The 19,686-nt window shown below is 33.2% G+C and carries 21 protein-coding genes and 2 tRNA genes; 11 read left to right on the top strand and 12 right to left on the bottom strand.

Going from position 1 to position 19,686, the window contains the following annotated elements; all coding sequences use genetic code 11:
* The 4 genes from argJ to ACXJH6_RS05100 form a co-directional block, all read left to right on the top strand.
* Window positions 1-1,145 (top strand): bifunctional glutamate N-acetyltransferase/amino-acid acetyltransferase ArgJ (gene argJ, locus ACXJH6_RS05115; RefSeq protein WP_456470681.1); only part of this gene is annotated, 1,145 nt, incomplete at its 5' end.
* A gap of 43 nt (window positions 1,146-1,188) precedes the next feature.
* Window positions 1,189-1,264 (top strand) — tRNA-Asn (locus ACXJH6_RS05110).
* Between the two features lie 35 nt (window positions 1,265-1,299).
* Window positions 1,300-1,376, top strand: a tRNA-Thr gene (locus ACXJH6_RS05105).
* A gap of 91 nt (window positions 1,377-1,467) precedes the next feature.
* On the top strand, window positions 1,468-2,610 hold the full coding sequence (locus ACXJH6_RS05100) for a murein transglycosylase domain-containing protein (protein WP_456470683.1): 1,143 nt from the start codon (window positions 1,468-1,470) through the stop codon (window positions 2,608-2,610).
* Here ACXJH6_RS05100 and ACXJH6_RS05095 read toward each other — a convergent pair.
* From ACXJH6_RS05095 to ACXJH6_RS05070, 6 genes are read right to left on the bottom strand one after another with little or no spacing between them, the layout of a single operon-like run.
* Window positions 2,600-3,418 carry a PLP-dependent cysteine synthase family protein gene (locus tag ACXJH6_RS05095; protein WP_456470680.1) on the bottom strand — a complete coding sequence of 273 codons (819 nt, stop codon included), beginning with the start codon at window positions 3,416-3,418 and terminating at the stop codon, window positions 2,600-2,602. The genes ACXJH6_RS05100 and ACXJH6_RS05095 overlap by 11 nt on opposite strands.
* Window positions 3,411-4,238 (bottom strand): lysylphosphatidylglycerol synthase transmembrane domain-containing protein, encoded by an 828-nt coding sequence (locus ACXJH6_RS05090; protein ID WP_456470679.1) that lies wholly within the window; start codon window positions 4,236-4,238, stop codon window positions 3,411-3,413. Before ACXJH6_RS05090 ends, ACXJH6_RS05095 begins: the two co-directional genes overlap by 8 nt.
* Entirely contained in the window at window positions 4,222-5,160 is a 939-nt protein-coding gene (locus tag ACXJH6_RS05085; RefSeq protein ID WP_456470678.1) for a glycosyltransferase family 2 protein, read from the bottom strand. Before ACXJH6_RS05085 ends, ACXJH6_RS05090 begins: the two co-directional genes overlap by 17 nt.
* A 20-nt stretch (window positions 5,161-5,180) precedes the next feature.
* Window positions 5,181-6,161: a geranylgeranyl reductase family protein gene (locus ACXJH6_RS05080; protein WP_456470677.1), complete on the bottom strand. Its 981-nt coding sequence runs from the start codon at window positions 6,159-6,161 to the stop codon at window positions 5,181-5,183.
* Window positions 6,158-6,592, bottom strand: a complete 435-nt coding sequence (locus ACXJH6_RS05075) for a hypothetical protein (protein ID WP_456470676.1) — start codon at window positions 6,590-6,592, stop codon at window positions 6,158-6,160. Before ACXJH6_RS05075 ends, ACXJH6_RS05080 begins: the two co-directional genes overlap by 4 nt.
* Window positions 6,589-6,864 carry a NifU family protein gene (locus ACXJH6_RS05070; RefSeq protein ID WP_456470675.1) on the bottom strand — a complete coding sequence of 92 codons (276 nt, stop codon included), beginning with the start codon at window positions 6,862-6,864 and terminating at the stop codon, window positions 6,589-6,591. Before ACXJH6_RS05070 ends, ACXJH6_RS05075 begins: the two co-directional genes overlap by 4 nt.
* A gap of 75 nt (window positions 6,865-6,939) precedes the next feature.
* On the opposite strand from ACXJH6_RS05070, the gene ACXJH6_RS05065 reads away from it, so the two are divergent.
* Genes ACXJH6_RS05065 through ACXJH6_RS05050 form a run of 4 tightly spaced genes read left to right on the top strand, consistent with a single transcriptional unit; the run spans window position 6,940 to window position 10,459 of the window.
* Complete coding sequence (locus ACXJH6_RS05065) at window positions 6,940-8,007, top strand: HD domain-containing phosphohydrolase (protein ID WP_456470674.1); 1,068 nt, start codon at window positions 6,940-6,942, stop codon at window positions 8,005-8,007.
* Window positions 8,004-8,975 carry a PP2C family protein-serine/threonine phosphatase gene (locus ACXJH6_RS05060; protein WP_456470673.1) on the top strand — a complete coding sequence of 324 codons (972 nt, stop codon included), beginning with the start codon at window positions 8,004-8,006 and terminating at the stop codon, window positions 8,973-8,975. The genes ACXJH6_RS05065 and ACXJH6_RS05060 overlap by 4 nt, the downstream gene beginning before the upstream one ends.
* Window positions 8,965-9,762 (top strand): STAS domain-containing protein, encoded by a 798-nt coding sequence (locus tag ACXJH6_RS05055; protein WP_456470672.1) that lies wholly within the window; start codon window positions 8,965-8,967, stop codon window positions 9,760-9,762. The genes ACXJH6_RS05060 and ACXJH6_RS05055 overlap by 11 nt, the downstream gene beginning before the upstream one ends.
* Complete coding sequence (locus ACXJH6_RS05050) at window positions 9,755-10,459, top strand: GGDEF domain-containing protein (RefSeq protein ID WP_456470682.1); 705 nt, start codon at window positions 9,755-9,757, stop codon at window positions 10,457-10,459. Before ACXJH6_RS05055 ends, ACXJH6_RS05050 begins: the two co-directional genes overlap by 8 nt.
* Here the strand turns inward: ACXJH6_RS05050 and ACXJH6_RS05045 are convergent.
* Genes ACXJH6_RS05045 through gltB form a run of 6 tightly spaced genes read right to left on the bottom strand, consistent with a single transcriptional unit; the run spans window position 10,456 to window position 17,279 of the window.
* The gene (locus ACXJH6_RS05045) at window positions 10,456-10,785 is read right to left on the bottom strand and encodes an LUD domain-containing protein (protein WP_456470671.1); all 330 of its coding nucleotides are present in this window, start codon (window positions 10,783-10,785) and stop codon (window positions 10,456-10,458) included. The genes ACXJH6_RS05050 and ACXJH6_RS05045 overlap by 4 nt on opposite strands.
* The gene (locus tag ACXJH6_RS05040; RefSeq protein ID WP_456470670.1) at window positions 10,782-11,492 is read right to left on the bottom strand and encodes an LUD domain-containing protein; all 711 of its coding nucleotides are present in this window, start codon (window positions 11,490-11,492) and stop codon (window positions 10,782-10,784) included. Before ACXJH6_RS05040 ends, ACXJH6_RS05045 begins: the two co-directional genes overlap by 4 nt.
* A 1-nt stretch (window position 11,493) precedes the next feature.
* On the bottom strand, window positions 11,494-12,117 hold the full coding sequence (locus ACXJH6_RS05035; RefSeq protein ID WP_456470669.1) for a heterodisulfide reductase-related iron-sulfur binding cluster: 624 nt from the start codon (window positions 12,115-12,117) through the stop codon (window positions 11,494-11,496).
* A gap of 19 nt (window positions 12,118-12,136) precedes the next feature.
* Window positions 12,137-12,601, bottom strand: a complete 465-nt coding sequence (locus ACXJH6_RS05030) for a hypothetical protein (RefSeq protein WP_456470668.1) — start codon at window positions 12,599-12,601, stop codon at window positions 12,137-12,139.
* A complete protein-coding gene (locus ACXJH6_RS05025) occupies window positions 12,598-12,888 on the bottom strand; it encodes a nucleotidyltransferase domain-containing protein (RefSeq protein WP_456470667.1) in 291 nt (96 codons plus the stop codon). The genes ACXJH6_RS05030 and ACXJH6_RS05025 overlap by 4 nt, the downstream gene beginning before the upstream one ends.
* 8 nt (window positions 12,889-12,896) lie before the next feature.
* Window positions 12,897-17,279, bottom strand: coding sequence for a glutamate synthase large subunit (gltB, locus tag ACXJH6_RS05020; RefSeq protein ID WP_456470666.1), 4,383 nt, complete (start codon window positions 17,277-17,279; stop codon window positions 12,897-12,899).
* A 276-nt stretch (window positions 17,280-17,555) separates the two neighbouring features.
* Here gltB and recO point away from each other — a divergent pair, with 276 nt between their 5' ends.
* The 3 genes from recO to ACXJH6_RS05005 are packed head-to-tail and all read left to right on the top strand — an operon-like array spanning window position 17,556 to window position 19,471.
* The gene (recO, locus tag ACXJH6_RS05015; protein ID WP_456470665.1) at window positions 17,556-18,200 is read left to right on the top strand and encodes a recombination protein RecO; all 645 of its coding nucleotides are present in this window, start codon (window positions 17,556-17,558) and stop codon (window positions 18,198-18,200) included.
* Between the two features lie 10 nt (window positions 18,201-18,210).
* Window positions 18,211-19,380, top strand: coding sequence for an NAD(P)/FAD-dependent oxidoreductase (locus ACXJH6_RS05010; protein ID WP_456470664.1), 1,170 nt, complete (start codon window positions 18,211-18,213; stop codon window positions 19,378-19,380).
* A complete protein-coding gene (locus ACXJH6_RS05005) occupies window positions 19,349-19,471 on the top strand; it encodes a hypothetical protein (RefSeq protein WP_456470663.1) in 123 nt (40 codons plus the stop codon). The genes ACXJH6_RS05010 and ACXJH6_RS05005 overlap by 32 nt, the downstream gene beginning before the upstream one ends.
* Window positions 19,472-19,686: the final 215 nt, after the last annotated feature.

Below are 19,686 nucleotides of genomic sequence, written 5' to 3'. Positions count from 1 at the left end.
TTTGTGCGGTTGATGGTATATACGCTTCGGCGGTAAACGCCGGATTTAAAAAAGAAGGGTATGACGTTGGGTTTATAAGAAGCGATAAACCTATGGATATTGTTTATTTATTTACCACCAATAAATTTCAAGCGGCACCTATTAAATACGTAAAAAGAAAAAATATAAAAAAAACAAATTTTATTTTGGCAAATTCCAAAAACGCGAACGCTTTAACGGGTGAAGAAGGTATATCGGATATTGAAGAGCTTATGGCATATGTAAATAAAAGGATTAATACATTAAATCCTATTATGAGCTCAACCGGGGTAATTGGAGTAAGGCTTGATAAGGAAAAGATAAAAAAAGCTATTGATAAATTCGATTTAGATGAGAGGAATTCCAATAAGTTTGCAAGAGCTATTATGACTACCGATTCTTTTGAAAAGGAAATAGCTTTTGAAGTTGAAGGGAATTTTGGAAAATTTAAAATAGGCGGAGTAGCTAAGGGAGCCGGAATGATAAATCCGGCAATGGCTACAATGCTTTGTTTTATTACGACCGATGCCGATATACCCGTTGAGGATATGTGGGAGATTGTAAGAGAGACTAATGAATCTACTTTTAATGCTATAAGTGTTGATGGGGATACTTCTACAAACGACAGCGTGTTTTTAATGACCACAAGAAACGGAGGATATGATAAAGAGGCTTTTAAAGAAGCTTTAAAGCAGGTTATGTTAAAACTAGCCCTTGATATAGTAAGGGATGGAGAAGGCGCTACTAAAACGGTGGCGTTTGTTGTTACGGGAGCTAAAAATAATCAAGAGGCAAAAATAGCGGGAAAAGCGTTAACAAATTCTTTGCTTGTAAAAACGGCTATTTTCGGAGAGGACCCCAACTGGGGTAGAATAGCTTCAACCATTGGGGCAAGCGGGGTTGAGTGTGATGAAGAAAAGCTTAAAATCGCTTTTGAAAATGTTGTTGTTTATGATAAGGGCCAAATTATTTTTGATGAAGAAACAGAAAAAAAAGCCCATGAGGTAATGAAAAAAAGAGAATTTAAAATTTATGTGGATATAGGTGTTGGTAAAGGGGCGTTTACCGCTTACGGATGTGATTTAAGCTATGATTATGTAAAAATTAATGCGGAATACAGGACGTAGTTCTTGATTTTTTTCTTTTTTTTGTTATAATTTCATCACTTATTCCGGCGTAGCTCAGTCGGTAGAGCAGACGGCTGTTAACCGTCGGGTCGCAGGTTCGAGTCCTGCCGCCGGAGCCATTTAAAAATAAGACATTAAGTGTCTGGCCCTTAATGCCGGCGTAGCTCAGTTGGCTAGAGCAGCTGATTTGTAATCAGCAGGTCGGGGGTTCGAGTCCCTTCGCCGGCTCCATGAATTTCTCCAAATATCATCTCCGATACTTTTTGACTATTCATAAGTTTTATATTAAAATCTTATACTAATTTTATAGAAAGGGAAAAATATTTTTAAGTGGATATTTCTAAGTATATTTTTTATAGGCTGTAGCGTAAGCGATTATCATTATATTGCTAAAGCCGTAACTTCTAAAAATCCTTCAACTGTTTTTAAATCTTATGTTAAAGCAAAAAAAAGATATTATATAACCCATCCCGAAGCGCTTCAGAGGGATATAAAAAGTTTTATTTTAAATTTCAGAAAAGAAATCAGACGATTTGTAAAAGCTATTTCCATATGGCCAAATCCTAAAAAACCTTCTACCACGACACTTGTAAAATATGAAGAAGGCTATAAGGCGAGGGCTATTATAAATTTTGAAAAAGGATATGTAAAAGTAGAAAGTATTGTTAATAATAAGAAAAAATTTAAAAAAGCGCTTGTAAATACGATGCTAATGCCAGAAGACCCAAGAAGCGTCGATTTGTTCAGTGATAAAATAGTATTAAAAGGAAAGCCTTTTTTAGCGGGACAGATAAAAGATTTTGAAGGAAAGGTGGTTTTATATCCTTGGAGGGCAAACAGGTATGCTAATTGGCTTTTAAAGCATAAATACAGACACTATAAAATAAAAAATAAAACGGTCTATTACGTGACGTTTCCTTTAACAAAAAACGCCGAAGATATAAGGGCGAGAAGATATAAACCTTATGTTGTGACTTATTCTAAAAAATATGCTATTTCCAAAACGCTTGTTTTTGCGATAATTAAGACCGAAAGCGACTTTAACCCTTATGCGGTAAGCTACGTTCCGGCTTTTGGGCTTATGCAGATTGTTCCTACTACTGCTGGGGTGGAGGGGTATGAGAGGGCTTACGGTTATAAAAAAGTGCCTTCAAAAGAGTTTTTATTCGTTCCAAAAAACAATATAAATATAGGAACGGCTTATTTAAACGTTCTTTTTTACCGTTATCTTAAAAAAATTAAAAATCCCATCTCAAGGGAGTATCTGGCGATTGCCGCTTATAACAGCGGAATAGGCAATGTTTATAAGGTTTTTAGCATAAGAAGGGATAGGGCCATAGCGATTATTAATAAACTCTCTCCTAGGGAAGTATATTACAGGTTAACCCGCAGGCTTCCTACGGATGAGGGAAGAAGGTATCTTCCGAAAGTATTAAAACATAAAAAGCTGTTTGTCAGAATATAGAAAGATATCTTTCTATTCCGTCAGGTGCTAGTGTTACGGTTTTTCCTTTTAGTTGTTGGGAAGCTAGTATGTTTGCGGCTGTAGAGATGCCTCCTGTTATTCCTTTTTTAGGAAGTTGTTTCATAAATTCTATTGCTTCTTCGTCGTCTATTAAAATTACGTCGTCTACTAAATTCAAATTCAATGTTTTAGGAATAAATCCTGCACCTATTCCCTGAATTTTATGAGGTTTTACAGGCAAATTTTTTTTATAGATTTTATTATAAATTACAGGGGAATTTTTTGACTCTACGGCTATTATTTTAACACCTAAAGGTTTTAAAACTTTTCCTATTCCGCTAATGCTGCCGCCGCTGCCAACGGCACATACAAAATTTTTTATGCCTTTTATTTGATTGAAAATTTCAAGCCCTGTAATTTCCTGAGAGGAGGAGTTTATGGGGTTTTCAAACTGTTTTGCAAAATAAGCGTTTTTCTTTTGAACGTAATCTTGGGCTTCTTTTATAGCATCAGCTATATTCCCATCGGTTAAGATTAAATTTGCCCCGTAAGCTTTTAAGAGTTTTTGTCTTTCGATTGAATAGCTTTTTGGCATAAAGATAGTGGCTTTTAGGTTAAATTTCTGAGCGTAAAAAGCCAGTGCTATTCCCGTATTGCCGCTTGTTACTTCTACAATTTCTCTATATCCTTTTAAAAAAGCTTCTTTACACATAAAAAGAGCGGGTCTGTCTTTTATGCTTCCGGCCGGGTTTTTATATTCTAATTTTACGGATATGTCTCCTAATTGAAAAACAGGCGTGTTAAACATCTTCTACTCCTTTTAAGAATAAAATTCCAATAGCGCTTGAAATAAGAGAAATTACAAAAAATAAAAATGCCGCCACTACGCCTGTAGCCGGATTTAAATGCAGATATTCAAGACCGTAAAGAAAGGTAAGTTCTCTAAGTCCAACCCCTCCTATAGAAATTGGAATAGCGCTAATTATTGAAGATATAAAAAATAAAATAATAAGGTCTATTAGATGCTCTTTTATTCCAAGAGAAAGTAAAATCGCCAGAAATGAAAGTCCCTGGAGCAACTGAATTATTACAGAATATAAAAAAGGGTAAAAGTCAAATTCCAAAAACAGTGTTTTATGCAGGAAATAAAGTCCAAAAGGCGCTATAACAATTAAAAATCCTATAACCCATACAAATTGCCGAAAAGAAGAAATAAATATAATAATACCTGTTAAAAACATTATCGCAAACAGTCCGGAAATCCTGTCGATAAGGAGCGCTTTTATGATTTTTTTATACCCCTTTTTATATTTTTTTTGGAATTTATACGCTTTATATACCTCTCCCCCTATTCCTCCTGGTAAGATGGTGCTGTAAAACATTCCTACATAATATAGCATAAGCTGTTTTTTAAAGCTTGGAGTTACATTTATGTTTTTTAAGTATATATGAATTCTTAATGTGGATATTATTTGTGATGCGTTATAAAAAATAAAAGCTAAAAAAAGAAATAAAGGATTGTGAAGTTTAATATTTTTTAGCTCATTGATATCCACTTTTTGAAAAATTATATAAAAGGCCGCAAAAATAAAAAGAATTTTTATTAGAAGTTTAATTTTTTTCTTCATGCTTTTCCACTATTTCTTTTATTACGTAAGGCTTTTTGCCCTGACTTTCGTAATAGGTCCTTATCATAATTTCAGCTAAAAACCCTGTTGTTATCAGCTGAATTCCCCCTAGTATAAGCATTGTACCAAGAGTTAAAAGAGGTCTGCTGCCTATACTTTGTCCGAAAAGTTTTAATATAAAAAGATAAAAATCAATTAAAGCACCGGCGCTGAACATAATAAAACCTACGGTACCGAAAAAATGCATAGGTTTTTGACCGAATTTTTGCATAAAAACAAGATACATCAAATCGCTTATAACCTTAAATATTCTGTTAAAGCCGTATTTGCTCTGTCCAAACTTTCTTTCGTGATGTTTTACGGGAACTTCTGTTATTTTCGCCCCGTACATTTCAGCTAAAATCGGTATAAATCTGTGAAGCTCTCCGTAAAGTCCTAAATTTTTCGCCACATCTTTTTTAAAGACTTTTAACGTGCATCCGTAATCTGTTATATGAACGCCTGTTATTTTTCTAATGATTTTGTTTGCTATTTTACTAAGAAATTTTCTAAAGGGCTCATCCTGTCTTTTTGCTCTTATTCCCGCTACGACATCGTAACCTTCGTTTAGTTTTTCTATCATCATAGGAATGTCGCTTGGGTCATTTTGCAAATCCCCGTCTATTGTGACTATTATATCTCCCTGGGCGATTTCGATACCGGCCGCCATAGCCGATGTCTGACCGTAATTTCTGTTTAGTATTACAAGTTTTGTTTTATCGTTCATATGTTTTTTTATCTCTTCTACGGTATTATCCGTACTTCCGTCATCCACTAAAATAAGTTCGTAGTCAAAATCTTTAAGGGCTTTATCCACTTCTTCTATTAAATATTTTATATTGTCTTCTTCGTTCATAAGAGGTACTACTACGGATATTTTCATATGATAACCTTTTTGTGAAATTATACTTTACCAAGCCATAAATTTACGCTGAAATTTCTTACAAATTTTAAATTATGTGCTTTTACCATAATGTCTCTAAAAAGAGCATTTTTCATAAGGTTTTCGAGCCTTTTCATAAATTTGAACTGTTTTAAAAACCTTTTTTCCCACTCTTTTTTATAATCTTTTTGGCTGATTATGGAGTTTGCCAAAATTTCAGCCGATTTTATTGCATAATAAATTCCCTCAAAACTAAGAGGCATAACCTGTCCCGCGGCGTCTCCTACAAAATAGACGTTGTTTTTTTGAATAATTATATTTTCTCTCCAAGTCGGAATAAAATAGCCTTTAGGTTTTTCCTTGACTTTTAGATATTCACACAGGTTTTTAAAACTTTTGGCGTCTACGCTTCCTATGTGCGTTAAATCTCCATGGGGAAAAGCCCATCCGTAATATTCGCCTCCGTATTTTTGTTCAAAAAAGAATTCACAGACTTCGGTTTTGTATTTATCCGTTTTTGAGTAATGCGTTATTGTTTTTGGTACCGGAGGCAAGTTTAAGGCTTTTCTTACGCTGGAGTTTACTCCGTCTGCGGCGATTAAAATATCGTATTCGAAAAGTATTTTTTCGTTTTTTATTTTTACAACCGCTTTTTCTTGTTCAAAGCCTCCGAATTTTCCATAATATAATTTAGCCCCGTCTTTTTGAGCCAAATCTCTAAGAGTCTGGTCGAATTCGTATCTAAAAACGATACTTAAATTTTTTCCTTTTAAAGGAATGGGAATTATTTTGTTTTTATATATTATTTCTACTTTTGAGAGTGTGTGTTTAATAAGGCTTTTTGGGATTTGAAACTGTTCGAAAATTTTGGTTTTAACTCCGCCTCCGCAAGGTTTGTCCCATATCTTATCCTGAATTAACGTAGTATCAAATCCTTCTTTTGCCAAAAGTCTTGCCGCTGTTGAGCCCGCAGGCCCTCCTCCAATGATTAAAACTTTCATTCCATTCTGTCCTTTTTATAGTTAAACGGAAGCGTGTTTTTTAAATGAGGGGTTAATTTTATAGCCGCCCATCCGGCTTCCTGTTTTATTATTTTAAAATGGGGGTAGTTTTTAAGTTCTGTTACTTTTACAAGCGTCAAATTGTTTTCTTTTGCAAAATTTGCTATTTTTTTAGGAGCTAAAATAAAATAATTCAATAAAACACTTCCTATATATCCTGTTACAAACAGTATTTGGGCTATTTGAAGTTTTTTGTATTTGAGTCCGGCAAAAAACAGCGTAATAAGTATTGCGAAATATATTAAGTTAAATTTTGAGAGTAAATAAATTGCAAATACTTTTAATTCGTCGTTAAACAAAGTAAAAGAAAATTTAAGCAGGTAAGGAAGCAAAAAACCAAGTGCTGAAATTACGTAAAACAGTGTTTTCATAGGGGGAATACCCTTATTTTATCTGTGTTTAATCTTTTTCTGAGGGTCTCTTCTATTGCAAAAAGAGTAGCGCCTCCAGCACTGCTGCAAGCCGCGCAGGCACCTCCGTATCTGATAAATACATGCGTTTCGTCATTGTTGGCTTCTCTTACATCTACTACTTCCGCATATCCTTCGTCAAATGCGAGCATCGGCATAATGTCTTTTTTTAATACATTTTCTATTGCTTCTATTTTTTCTTTTATATTCATATCTTCGAATTTTTTATCCATTTATTTCCTTTTGTGGTAAAATATTACATTGGAATATACCTAAAAAAAAGAGAAATATCAAGAAAAGAGGTGGTTTTGAGAGATTTAGATAAAAAAATTGAAGAATTAAAACCTCTTGTTTATTCTATCGAACTTAGAGACGTGTATACTCAGGGGCATTCTGAAAGAGTTGCGAATTACGCTAAAGATTTCGGAAGATTTTTAAGACTTTCCGATGAGGAAGTAAACGATTTGTATTTTGCGGGATTGTTACATGATTTAGGAAAAGTTGGTATTCCCGATTCTATTTTGTTAAAACCGGGAAAGCTTGAAAAAGAAGAATTTGAGCTTATTAAATATCACTCCGTTTTAAGCGGTAATATAGTAGAAAAGATAAAAAATTTTTCTTATCTTAGTAAAATTATTAAATATCATCACGAAAATTTTGACGGAAGCGGTTATCCGGACGGATTAAAAGGTGAAGAAATTCCTTTTTTAAGCAGAATTTTAAGTTTATGCGATGTTTTTGATGCTTTAACCACCAAAAGGATTTATAGAAATGAACTCAGTTTAAAAGAAGCTCTGGAAGTTATGGAAAAGGAAAAACATAAGTTTGACCCTAAGCTTTTTGAAAAATTTAAAAATTTTATTAAAAATTATGGAGTTATTGAGGAAAATTTTTTTGAACTTAATGAAGAAGTGATTTCAAGACTCAGAAATAATATATTTTTTATAGACCCTTTAACCCAATTTTTAAACAGACAGGGACTGCTGGCACTTTTGCAGCGCAATACCAATGTAAATTTATTTATCAATTTAATAGAAATTAATATAAACAAATTTAAGGCTTACAATAAGGCTTACGGATTAAAAAAAGGTGACGAGCTTTTAAAAAACCTTGCTGATGAGATAAGAAAATTTTTTAAAATCGAAACTGAAATAAAAGAGAAAATACGGGATAAAGATATATTTGGTGTAAGGCTTAATGCGGACAGGTTTTTACTTTTAAGTTTTGGAAGAAGAGGGGATTTTTTGCAGTATAAGATAGAATCTTTTAAAGATTTTTTTTATAAAAAATATAAAGTCGGCATTAGAAACTCTTTTATTGCCGTGGATAAGCTTCTTACAAAAAAACTTATAAATGAGATAGGTTATCTGATATGAAAATAGTGTTAAAGTATAAAATAGAAAATGACGGTGATTTGCTGTTTGCAAAAATAGATTTAAATAACTTTTTAAAAGGTAAAAAAGAAAAAGAATATAAAAATTTTCTTTCTTTTGCGTTAATGGAACTTGGTACGAATCTTTTAAAACACGGGGGCGGGGGAGAAATATGGCTTTTAGAAGAAGAAGGGGAATATCTTCTAGCCGCCCTTGATAAGGGTCCCGGGATTGAAAATATAGAATGGGCGGTAAAAAAGGGGACTACTTCTTATAATAATTCTTTAGGTCTGGGATTGTTTCAAATATCTCAAAACAGTATGTTTGATTTGGAAATTTTTACTTCTACAAAAAAAATAAAAGGTACCGTGGTTTTGCTTGTTCCAAAAACGTTGAAAAAAAATTATTGTTATTTGATTAGAAATTATATGGATATAAAAACAGGAGGAGATTTTATTGTTAAGAAAGGAAAATTTTTTTTAATAGGAGATGCAAGCGGTCATGGAGTTGCTGCCGGTAAAAGCGCCGAATTTGTAAAAAAGTATTTTTTGAAAAACGGTTTTTCCTGTCTTTTAATAAATGAATTTTTTTATAAACTGCATATGGAAATAAAAGAGAGAATGTTGAGGGGGGGTGTTCTTAGTGTAGTTGAGGTTACTAAAAAATTTTTACTTATATGCGGGGTTGGAAATATAGGCATTGTTAAAAAACATTTTGAAAAAATAGAGTTTTTTTCTCAAGAAGAAGGTATCGTTGGAGAAGTGTTTTCTTCCGCTTCTACCTATAAGATAATATACGATAAAAATACGGTGGTAATACTTCATACTGACGGTATAGAAAAAAATTTATTGTATAATATATTACAAAAAACGGATAATATATATTTGATAGCGGTGGCTTCTGTGTTTTTTTCCGGGGTTATGGATGACAGAGGAATTTTAATTTTTAAAGGAGAAAAAAATGAAACCTGAATATAAAAAAATTTTACTTGAAATTATAAAAAATGAAAGCGAAGATTTAATCCATTATTGGATAGAACTTTTTGAGGATGAGGAAAAAGACGATGAATATAGGTATTATGATGATTTTTTGGGTTTTTTTGAAGAGTGTGTGGAGGCTGATTTAAAACTTGATACCCCTGAGGCCTATGCTCTTGTTCATTTTTTGAAAAAGCTGGTTGAAATAAAAGGAGAGGATAAATTTTTTAATTTTAAAAATTCCGTATATACCTGTTATCTGAAATTTCCTATTTTCAAAAAACTTGAAGAGAAAGGGTATTTTAATTTTGAAATAGTTGCGGAGTTAACCCAGTTCTTTGAGGGAATAACCTCTCATCTTATTGTTGATATTTTAAAACAAAATGAGGAAATGCAAAAAGTTACTATGAACGAACTTGAAGAGAGAGAAGCACCTATAGCCCAGGTTTGGAAAAACGCCATTATGGTGAGTATCGTAGGAAGTTTGGATTCAAACAGGGTTTTAAAAATAATAGATAAGATTTTAGAAAGACTTGAAAAAAGCGAAATAGAATATGTAATAGTTGATATAGGTTCTATTTATGATATGAACAGTGAAGTTGCAAGACAGATAATAAAACTAAACAATGCTATTCATTATATGGGCTCAACTGCATATTTAACGGGGATTACGCCTGTTATAGCAAAAAGTCTTACTCATCTTGATATAAATTTAGGGGATATAAAAACGTTTTCAACAACTCAAAAAGCGATGGAAAAAATTATTGAACAGAGTGTTTGACTGTGTTATTGTGGAAAACGGGGATAATATCGAAATATTCGGTAATTTAAATATAGATAAAGATTTTTTTTATTCCCATATAAAAGATAAGGACTGTGAGCAGATTATAATAAACGGGGAAAAATACTGGGTGTTGAAAAAAGAAAACGTTTATATAATAGATAAATTCCTGTGTTTTAATGAAATATTGGAAAAATATAAGGAAGAAGCTATTTATGACCCTTTAACAGGATGTTATAATAAAAAAGAAACCGAAGAATTTATAAAAAAATTTCTTTTTAATTTTTTAAGATACAAAACAGAACCTTTTTCTGTTTTGATGCTCGATATTGATTTTTTTAAAAAAATAAACGATACATATGGTCATTTAGCCGGTGATTTTGTGTTAAAACAGATGGCGGATTTGATACAAAATATTATTAGAAAAAGCGATATATGCGGGAGATTTGGAGGAGAGGAATTTGTTATAGTGTTGCCAAATACAAAAATATCCGGGGCTATGAAACTTGCAAACAGGATAAAAGACGCTATAGAAAATAAAGAGTTTGAATTTAACGGTATTAAAATAAAATTTACTGTAAGTATAGGAGTAACTTCGGTAGGAATTAATGATTCATATGAAAGTCTTATGGCAAGGGTTGATGAAGCGTTATATGAGGCTAAAAAAAAGGGAAGAAACAGAATAGAATATCGTTAAATAAATTTTATTCCAAGCTTCACAGGTCCATGGGCTTCGAATACCAAAAAACTTTCAACATCTGCGGTTTTTGAAGGTCCGGATATAAAAACACCAGGTTTTTCAATTAGTTTCATAACATCTGTTGTTTTTTCATATATTTTGTTTTTGTTTAGTATAATTGCTACTCTTTTGTTTAAAAAAAGTTCTTTTGTATAGTCTTCTATCCATACGGCTCCGTTTTCTGCTATACCGAATTTTGCTTTTGTTACATACCATTCTTTTGGAACTTCTTCCAAAATTTCTCCGCCCGCTATTTTAAGGTTTTGTATAAAAGTCTCAATCATTGTATGAACCTTGATTTTGGAATTTCAGGCAGTGCTTTATATCTGCTCCATTCTTTAACGGCTTTTTTAAGCAGGAGTTTTGGAGTAAGACGTAAAATAATGCTAAATATCTTAAAAATGTTTGGCGAATGAAGAGAAGTTTCCATGAATTTTAACGCTAAGTTTTCTTTTGTGACATACTCTCTCATTTTGCGGGTTAGATATGTTGGGTTTGTGTTTGTTTCTCCTAAAATTTCAGCAACGTCTTCTTTTGTTGTGTGAATTGCCGGAAGTACGATATGAGAAGGCTTTTCGCCTCTTAACTGAACTATTCTCTCTCCAAGGTCCGTATCGATTACTTCAATGCCTTTCTTTTTTAGAAATTCATTAAGTCCGCACTCTTCTGTAAGCATTGATTTTGATTTTACGACTTTTTTGGCATTAATGTCTTTTAAATATTTAAGTACCGTTTTGTTATGTTCGTTTGCGTCTTTTGCGAATATTACTTCGATACCTTCTTTTTTTGCGTTTTTTATAAATTCGTCTACCAGATTTTTAAGATTTTCAATTACATAATCTTTTATTTCACTTGCATCTTTTCTTAACTTTTCCCATTCGAGAACCTCTTTTATAGCTTTATCCCTTTTTTGTCTAATACTCCAGAGGGCTTTGTCGTGGCGGGGTCCTTGCTGTTTGTAAAATTTTACGGCAAGTTCGTAATGTTTCATTTCACAGCTCCAAGGATTCGTATAAAATTTCGCTTATGTGTTTTATCTCTATATTATCGCCGTCTTTTTCGGCAATGGATTTTAAATGGAAAAGACATGAATAATCAACTCCCGTTATTACATCGCCTTTATTTTTTAAATCATCAAGCTTATTTCTCCCCATGATATAACTGATAAATCCTTTTTTTAAACTAAAAACCCCTCCAAATCCGCAGCATTCATCCCTATCAGCTTCTTTTATGTTTCCTCCTAGCACTGCTTTTACTTTATTAAAATAAGGAATATTTAGTTCACTTGGCATACCTTCTAAAAGATGCCTTAAAGAGTGACAGGAGTTGTGTAAAACAATATCATGTAAAAATTCGCACAGTTCAAACGTTTTATTTGAAATGCTTAGGTTTTGTGCTCTTACGGTGGAAACACAGCTGCTTGAGGGTGAAACAATATAGTCGAAATCCTTAAAAATTTCTTCAAATCTGTTTGGAAGAGAAGTTTTATAACCTGAATTTATAAAAGGCTGGCCGCAGCAGGTCTGTTCTTTGGGTACGCTTACATTAAGACCGAAATGTCTTAATATTAAAAGTGTTTTCCGGCAATTTCGGGATTTAGTTAGTTTATATAACAAGGAACGTGTAAGGCAATGTTCATCTCATATCCTCAATCAGGTTTTTGTTTTTTAGATATATTTTTATATTGTTATATATTTTTTTAAGTTCTTTATATCCCCATAGGGCTTTTTTTATATTTTCGAGTCTGTTTTGATTGTTTAATTCATATTCATGAGTTAATTCATTTCGAATTTCTCTTAAAATGTCCCAATTTTGAATATCATAAAGTATATTTAATTGTTCAAGTTTATGTAAAATATCAATCATTGGTAAATGTTTGTTTTCTATTTCTTTTAATTCATATAAAACTTCTTTAAAAAGTTTAGCGCCTATATTGTCTTGCAGTTTTGTATAAGTATATAAAAAGCTGTTAATTAATCTTTTATGATTTTTATTTGAAAAATCTATGAAATCTATTTTTTGCAGGTCCTGATAGTCTTCTTCAATTGTATTAATAAGATTATCAATGATTTTTATTCTTTCATTTAAAATTTTATTCAAAGTAAAATTCCTTTTTTTAAAGCTTCTTCATCAATTAAAGTTTTTTCTTTTTGAGGATAAGAAATCACTACGTCAATTTTTTGTTCGCCTATTTTTCTTTTAAGGATGTTTAAAAATTTTTCTTTGGATAAAAAAGGGGGTTTTTGAGAAAGTTGTATATAAAGGTCGATATCTCCACCTTTTAAGCTATCATCAACTCTGCTGCCAAAAAGATAAATTCTGCACTTTCCAAACACTTCTTTAGCACTTTTTTTTATCGCATCAATTTCAAAGGAAGAGAGTCTCATTCTCTTCCTTAATCCATTTCGTTAGGGTCAAGCGGCGGGCGGTTGTCTTTTGGCGTTACAAGCCAGAAATGTCTAACTTCGCTTCTAAAATTATCAAGAATACATTTTGCCTTTTTGCTTCCGGTTGCGTTATAGTATTCGATTAATCTTTTTTTGAGATATAGTTTTGGTTTTTCGTTTTCATCTATATCGATTCTTCTGATTTCTATAAGTTCCGGGTTGATTTTATCTACGAATTCATGTTCTTTATCATATACAAAAGCGACTCCCCCCGTCATTCCGGCACCAAAGTTAATTCCGGTTTTACCAAGGATTATTACCTCTCCTCCGGTCATATATTCGCAAGGATGGTCTCCGCATCCTTCAATTACCGCTACGGCGCCTGAGTTTCTGACTGCAAATCTCTCTCCAACTTCTCCGGCTATAAAAAGTTTTCCTCCCGTTGCCCCGTATAGACAGGTATTACCTGCTGCGGCTCCTTCTTTTTTAGGGGTTATAATTATTTTACCGCCTGCCATGCCTTTTCCTACGTAATCGTTTGCCACTCCTTTAAGTTCAAGTGTCATACCTTTACTTAAAAATACCCCAAAACTCTGTCCCGCAACACCTTTAAGTTTATATACGATACTGTCTTCCGGAAGACCGGCATCTCCGTAATATTTTGCTATAACACCGCTTGTTAAGGCTCCGAAACTTCTGTTTAAGTTACATATTTTGGCTTTTACCACGGATTTATGGTTAGGGTTTTTAATAGTTTCCATAACTTCTTTTAGAAGTTCTTTTTCAAATTCATTCTTGTCAAACGGCTCGTTTTCTTTTTGTTTGGTGTTAATTCCTTCTACATATTCAAACAGTTGTGAAAAATCGAATTTTTTCGCAAGAGGAATTTCTTTTACTTTTAAAAGATAATTATGTCCGATAATTTCATCAAGAGATTTATATCCCATTTTTGCCAGATATTCCCTTACGTCTTCGGCTAAGAAGTTTAAGTAATTAATTACTCCCTCAACCGCTCCTTTGAATTTTTTTCTGTACTCTTCATCCTGGGTGGTGATACCTACAGGACATTTATTTGTCTGACAGCTTCTACAAAAAACACATGTTACGGCCATAAGAAGAGCCGTTCCAAAGGCGTAATATTCAGCTCCAAGAAGTGCGGCTATTATTATATCTCTTCCAACTTTCAAAGCTCCGTCGGTTTCAAGGGATACGAATTCCCTTAAATGGTTTGCTTTTAAAGAGTTATGCCCTTCGATTAATCCAATCTCCCATGGATTTCCGGCATGGCGTATTGAAGTTATAGGAGCGGCTCCCGTTCCTCCTTCGCTTCCGCTTATAACTATATGGTCGGCATATGCTTTTGCCACACCTGCCGCTATTGTTCCGACACCTGCCGTTGATACGAGTTTTACGCTGATTTTTGCTTCAGGATTGATTTGTTTTAAGTCAAAAATCAGCTGAGCCAAATCTTCAATCGAATAAATATCATGATGTGGAGGAGGAGAAATTAACGTTTTACCAGGCGTTGTGTGTCTTAGTTTTGCAATATATGTAGTAACTTTAAATCCAGGAAGCTGACCACCTTCACCCGGTTTTGCCCCCTGGGCTACTTTAATTTGAATTTCTTCGGCATTTACGAGATATTCCGGTGTTACTCCAAATCTACCGCTTGCAACCTGACGGATTTTACTCTGTTTTATTGTTTTGTTTCTTACAGGGTCTTCTCCTCCCTCTCCCGAGTTGCTTCTAGCACCAAGGCGGTTAAGCGCTTCTGCAAGTACTTCATGTGCTTCTTTGCTTAAAGCCCCGATACTCATAGCAGCGCCTATAAATCTTTTGATGATATTTTCTTTAGGCTCTACTTCCGAAATATCAATAGGTTTTTTGTTTGAATTTATATCCAAAAAGTCTCTGATGTAAGTAGGTCTTCTGTTTTCTACGAGTTTTTTAAATTCTTCATAATCTTTTTTATCCCCTTCAAGCATTTTTTTAAAGGCTTTTACAATTAAAGGCGTTATTTCATGATATTCTTCGTTTCTTCTGAATTTATACACTCCTCCGGCTGGAATCTTGTCTTCTTTAAACGCTTCTTTATGTTTTTGTTCTATTTTTTCTTCTATATCTTCATAAGTAAGCCCAGGAATAAGTGTTTTGCTTCCTATAAAACATTCGTTTGCCATTTCTTCGCTTAAACCTATAATGTCAAACAGAGCTGAATTTCTGTAACTGGCTATTGTGGAAATTCCCATTTTTGACATAATTTTTAAAATTCCCTTATTAAGAGCGCTGTGAACGTTAAATAAAGCGTCGTCTTTTTCAATATTCATATCTTTGCTTAAGTCGCATACCGTTTTGAATAAAAGGTAAGGATAAATAGCGCTTGCCCCATATGCAATCATTACCGCTGCGTCATGAGGGGTTGTGACTTCACAGGTTTGAGCGACTATGCTTGTTAAGTGTCTTACTTTATTATCCAGAAGTTTTTTGTGAAGTCTTCCTATAAGCATTGCCATAGGTATTGATTTGTGCTCTTTGTCTATTTTTTTATCGTCTAAAAATATAATTCTTACGCCTTTTTCTTTTACATCTTTGACAATTTCATCCGTTAATTTTTCTAAAGATTCTTTTAGATTGTTTTTATAGGCGGTTGAGTATGTTTTGTTTTTGTAGTCGGTTTCAAATCTAGGTGAATTTTCATCTCCGAAACTTTTTAAAACTTCAAGCTTGGTTTGTGTCAGAATAGGTGTTGTGGTTTTGATTCTTTTTGCATGTTCTGGTGCTTCGTCAAGGATATTATGGATTTCCCCAAATCCGGTGTTTAAGCTCATAACTATTTTTTCTCTTAAAGAGTCTATAGGAGGGTTTGTAACCTGAGCGAATTTTTGTCTGAAAAAATCATTAAAACTTCTGTAAGGATAATCGCTAAAACATGCTAAAGGAGTGTCGTCTCCCATGCTTCCGGTAGGCTCTTTCGCATCCGTTATCATAGGTTTTATTATTTCGTTTATTACTTCTTTTGTAATACCTGCGTATCGTTGTTTATGTATTAAATCTTCAATTTCTATTTTTTCATCTATTGCGTAAGGATTGTCTATATATTCCTGAAGATATATCATATTTTCATTTAACCATTTTGTATAAGGGTTGCTTGATTTTAAATAACTGTCTATATCTTTATTTTTTAGCACAACTCCGAATTTCGTATCGACTCCTATCATCTGACCGGACTGGAGTTTTCCTCTCTCAAGCACTTCATCTCCGTCTGCGATATCCAAAACCCCGTATTCGCTGGCTATTAAGATTTTTCCGTTTTTGGTAATAACATATTTTGCCGGTCTAAGTCCGTTTCTATCAAGAACTACGGCTATATATCTTCCATCACTGACGCTTACGGCCGCAGGTCCGTCCCATGCTTCGAATCTGGTTGAAAAATATTCGTAAAACGCTTTTAATTCGCTGTCAAGATAAGGCGCGTTTTGCCATGGCATAGGAATAAGCGCCCTTATAGCTTTAAAAAAGTCCATACCGTTCATAATTAAAAATTCTATCATCCTGTCAAGAGAGCTTGAATCGCTTTCGTCAAATCTTACTATAGGAAGAAGTCTTTTAAGCTCTTCTTGCGAAAATACAGGAGATTTTATAGATTCGCTTTTAATAAGCGAATTTATTCTGTTTGCCTGAATGGAGTTAATTTCTCCGTTATGTGCTATAAATCTAAACGGTTGGGCAAGTCTCCATTCAGGAAGCGTGTTTGTAGAAAATCTTTGATGAAACAGGGCAAAATAGACTTTAAAATCCGGGTCTTTTAAATCCGGATAAAACTCTTTTATATGATTAGGCATTAACAGCCCTTTATAGGCTATTTTTTTTGAACTGAAAGTTGGAATATAAAAATCTTTATCTTCAATTGCGTTTTCTATCTCTTTTCTGGTCAGATATAAAAGCTCTTCGAATCTTTTAGTGGCTATAATAGAATTTGGGACTATAAAAACATGATAAATCTTAGGAAGCGTTTTAAGTGCGAGTTCTCCTAACGCTTCAGTGTTTATAGGTACTTTTCTCCATAACATTACTTTTAAATCGTTTTTTTCACAAAATTCTTCCACTGTTTCTTTATGTTTTTCGTTTTTTAAAAAAATAACTCCAACGCCGAAAATATCAGGCAAATCAATACCTTGTTCGTTTGCCTTTTTTTTGAAAAATTCTTTTGGCATTGAAAATAAAAGTCCGCTCCCATCACCCGATTTTCCATCAGCCGCAATAGCCCCTCTGTGCATCATTCTCTCAAGAGCGGTTAGCGATTCATTAACCATTGAATGGGTAGCTCGTCCTTTAATGTCCGCAATTACACCAAATCCGCAGTTATCTTTAAATTCTAACATTTTTGACATATTCTTCCTTTAAGAGGTTATTAATCCGATTTTAATAATTTTCAAATTATAGCAAAAAAAACTTAATGTTAAATTCAGGGCTGTTTAATACTGAAAAAATGTAAATAACGAAAAAATAAAAATATGACAGCGTTGCGGATTTTAACGAAAATTTTGCGTTAAAAAAAGTGCGTTTACCCGTTAGCACTTTTTAGCAAAATTTGAGTGATGCGTAAGCAAAAAGGAGCTCGAAGCTGTCATATTTTTATCTTTGTAGTTTAGCATAAAACAACCCTAATGTTAAATTTCGATATAATTTCTTTTATGAGAGGATTTGTTTTAAATACGGTAAGAGTAAGGGATGAGGATTTAATAGTCAGGATATTGACGCCTCGGGAGGTTTTAACGCTGTATAGGTTTTATGGTGCTAGACATTCTTATATAAATGTTGGGTATCATATAGATTTTATTGTCGAAGAGAGTCCTAAAGCCACTATAAAAAGGCTTAGAAACGTTACTCAGTTACCGTTTGATTTTATGTTTGATTTACAAAAAATGCTGGATTTTAAGTCTTTTGTTATGTTGATGGCAAATCATTTAAGGGATGTAAGCCGTATTGACGGATTTTATTATGGATTATTAAAGGAAATAAGCGAAAAAATTGCAAAAAGAGAATCAAAAAGACTTCTTATAGAAAGTTACGTAAAGCTTTTGGAAAAAGAGGGAAGGCTTCATAAAGAGAACGTCTGTTTTTTATGTGAAGAGAAAATTAAAGATAAAATAGCCCTTGCAAGAGCGTTTTTGCCTTCTCATGAAAAATGTGTTATGAGCGAAGGGTTTGAAAAGGAGAAATTAAATCTGCTTTTTAACGAAAAAAAAACTCTTTTGTTTGATGATTTTGAAATAGAAAGACTGTGGAAGATTATAAATTTAGGGTTTTAAAAGGAGATGTATGAAAAAGGTGCTTATAGTAGGAGCCGGGATTATAGGAATGACGCTTGCTTATGAATGGATAAAAAGAAATCCTAATGATAAGATTGTAATAATAGATAAAGAACCTCACGAAGCCTTTCACGCAAGCGGTAAAAACAGCGGGGTTTTGCATGCGGGGTTTTATTATACTTCCGATTCTCTAAAAGCTAAACTGACGGCTGATGGCAATAGGCGTATGAAAGAATTTTGTTATAAAAACGGTATTTTCGTTAATGAAACAGGAAAGCTTGTAGTAGCGAAAAATGAAGATGAGGTTCAAACTCTTTTTGAACTTGAAAAACGAAGTAAAGCCAATAGTGCAGGGGCTTATATTATTACAGAAGATGATGCAAAAAAAATAGACCCTAACGCAAAAACATATAAATACGCCCTTTATTCTCCGAATACTGCGACGGTAAATCCAAGAGAAGTTTGCAAAGTATTAAAAGAAAACCTTGAAAATAAAGGTGTGGAGTTTATTTTTAATACTCCTTTTGAAAAATATAATAAGAGCTATGATTTTTTAATAAATGCCGCCGGGCTTTATGCGGATAAAATTGCCCATAAGTTTGGAGTGGGATTAAAATATACAATGCTTCCCTTTAAAGGGCTTTATAGAAAATATTTAGGTCCCGATAAGATAAAAACGCAAATTTACCCCGTGCCTAATATAAAAAATCCGTTTTTGGGAGTCCATTTTACTCTTATGGCCGATAGTAGCATAAAAATAGGGCCTACTGCTATTCCGGCTTTTTGGAGGGAAAATTATACGGGGTTTGAAAGATTTAATTTTTGGGAGTTTTTAGAGATTATTTCTCTTGAAGCTAAGTTATTCTTTACAAACGCTTTTGGATTTAGAGATTTGGCTTTTTATGAGATGAGATATTATATTCCAAAGAATCTTATAAACGAAGCTAAAAAACTTGTTCATAACTTAAGAGGAGATTTTAAACCTATGACTCCTGGAATAAGAGCTCAGCTTCTTGATACTCAGACGCTTGAACTGGTTATGGATTTTCTTGTAGAAAAAAAAGAAAACCAAATACATGTTCTTAACGCGGTGAGTCCGGCTTTTACGGCTAGTTTTGCGTTTGCAGAATATATTTTAAAGGATTTTGATGAAAACGGCGATTTTAGTAAAAAACAATGAGCTTGCCGGTTATCCGGCAGATTTATTAATTGAAAATAAAGTAATACCAAAACATAAAACAACTTTTACATTCATTTTTTCTTGGTACTGACTAAATACGCTCAACAAGAGTGCAAATTCTTTAGCACTTCGAAAAAGCTAAAAAGTGCAAACGCAAGCGCCCTTCGGGTTAAGTGCACTTTTTTAACGCTTTTTCTCCGTTAAAATTTGCAATTGTTTCACTTTATTTAGTCAGTATCCTTTTCCCTCAAAATAAATGTTTTATTTATTTTGAGGATTGGTATAAATCTGTAAATTTATGCTTAA

It is taken from the genome of Caminibacter sp., from assembly GCF_053999135.1.
Note: the sequence above shows the minus strand (reverse complement) of the source record. Positions and strands in the feature narration are given on the sequence as shown.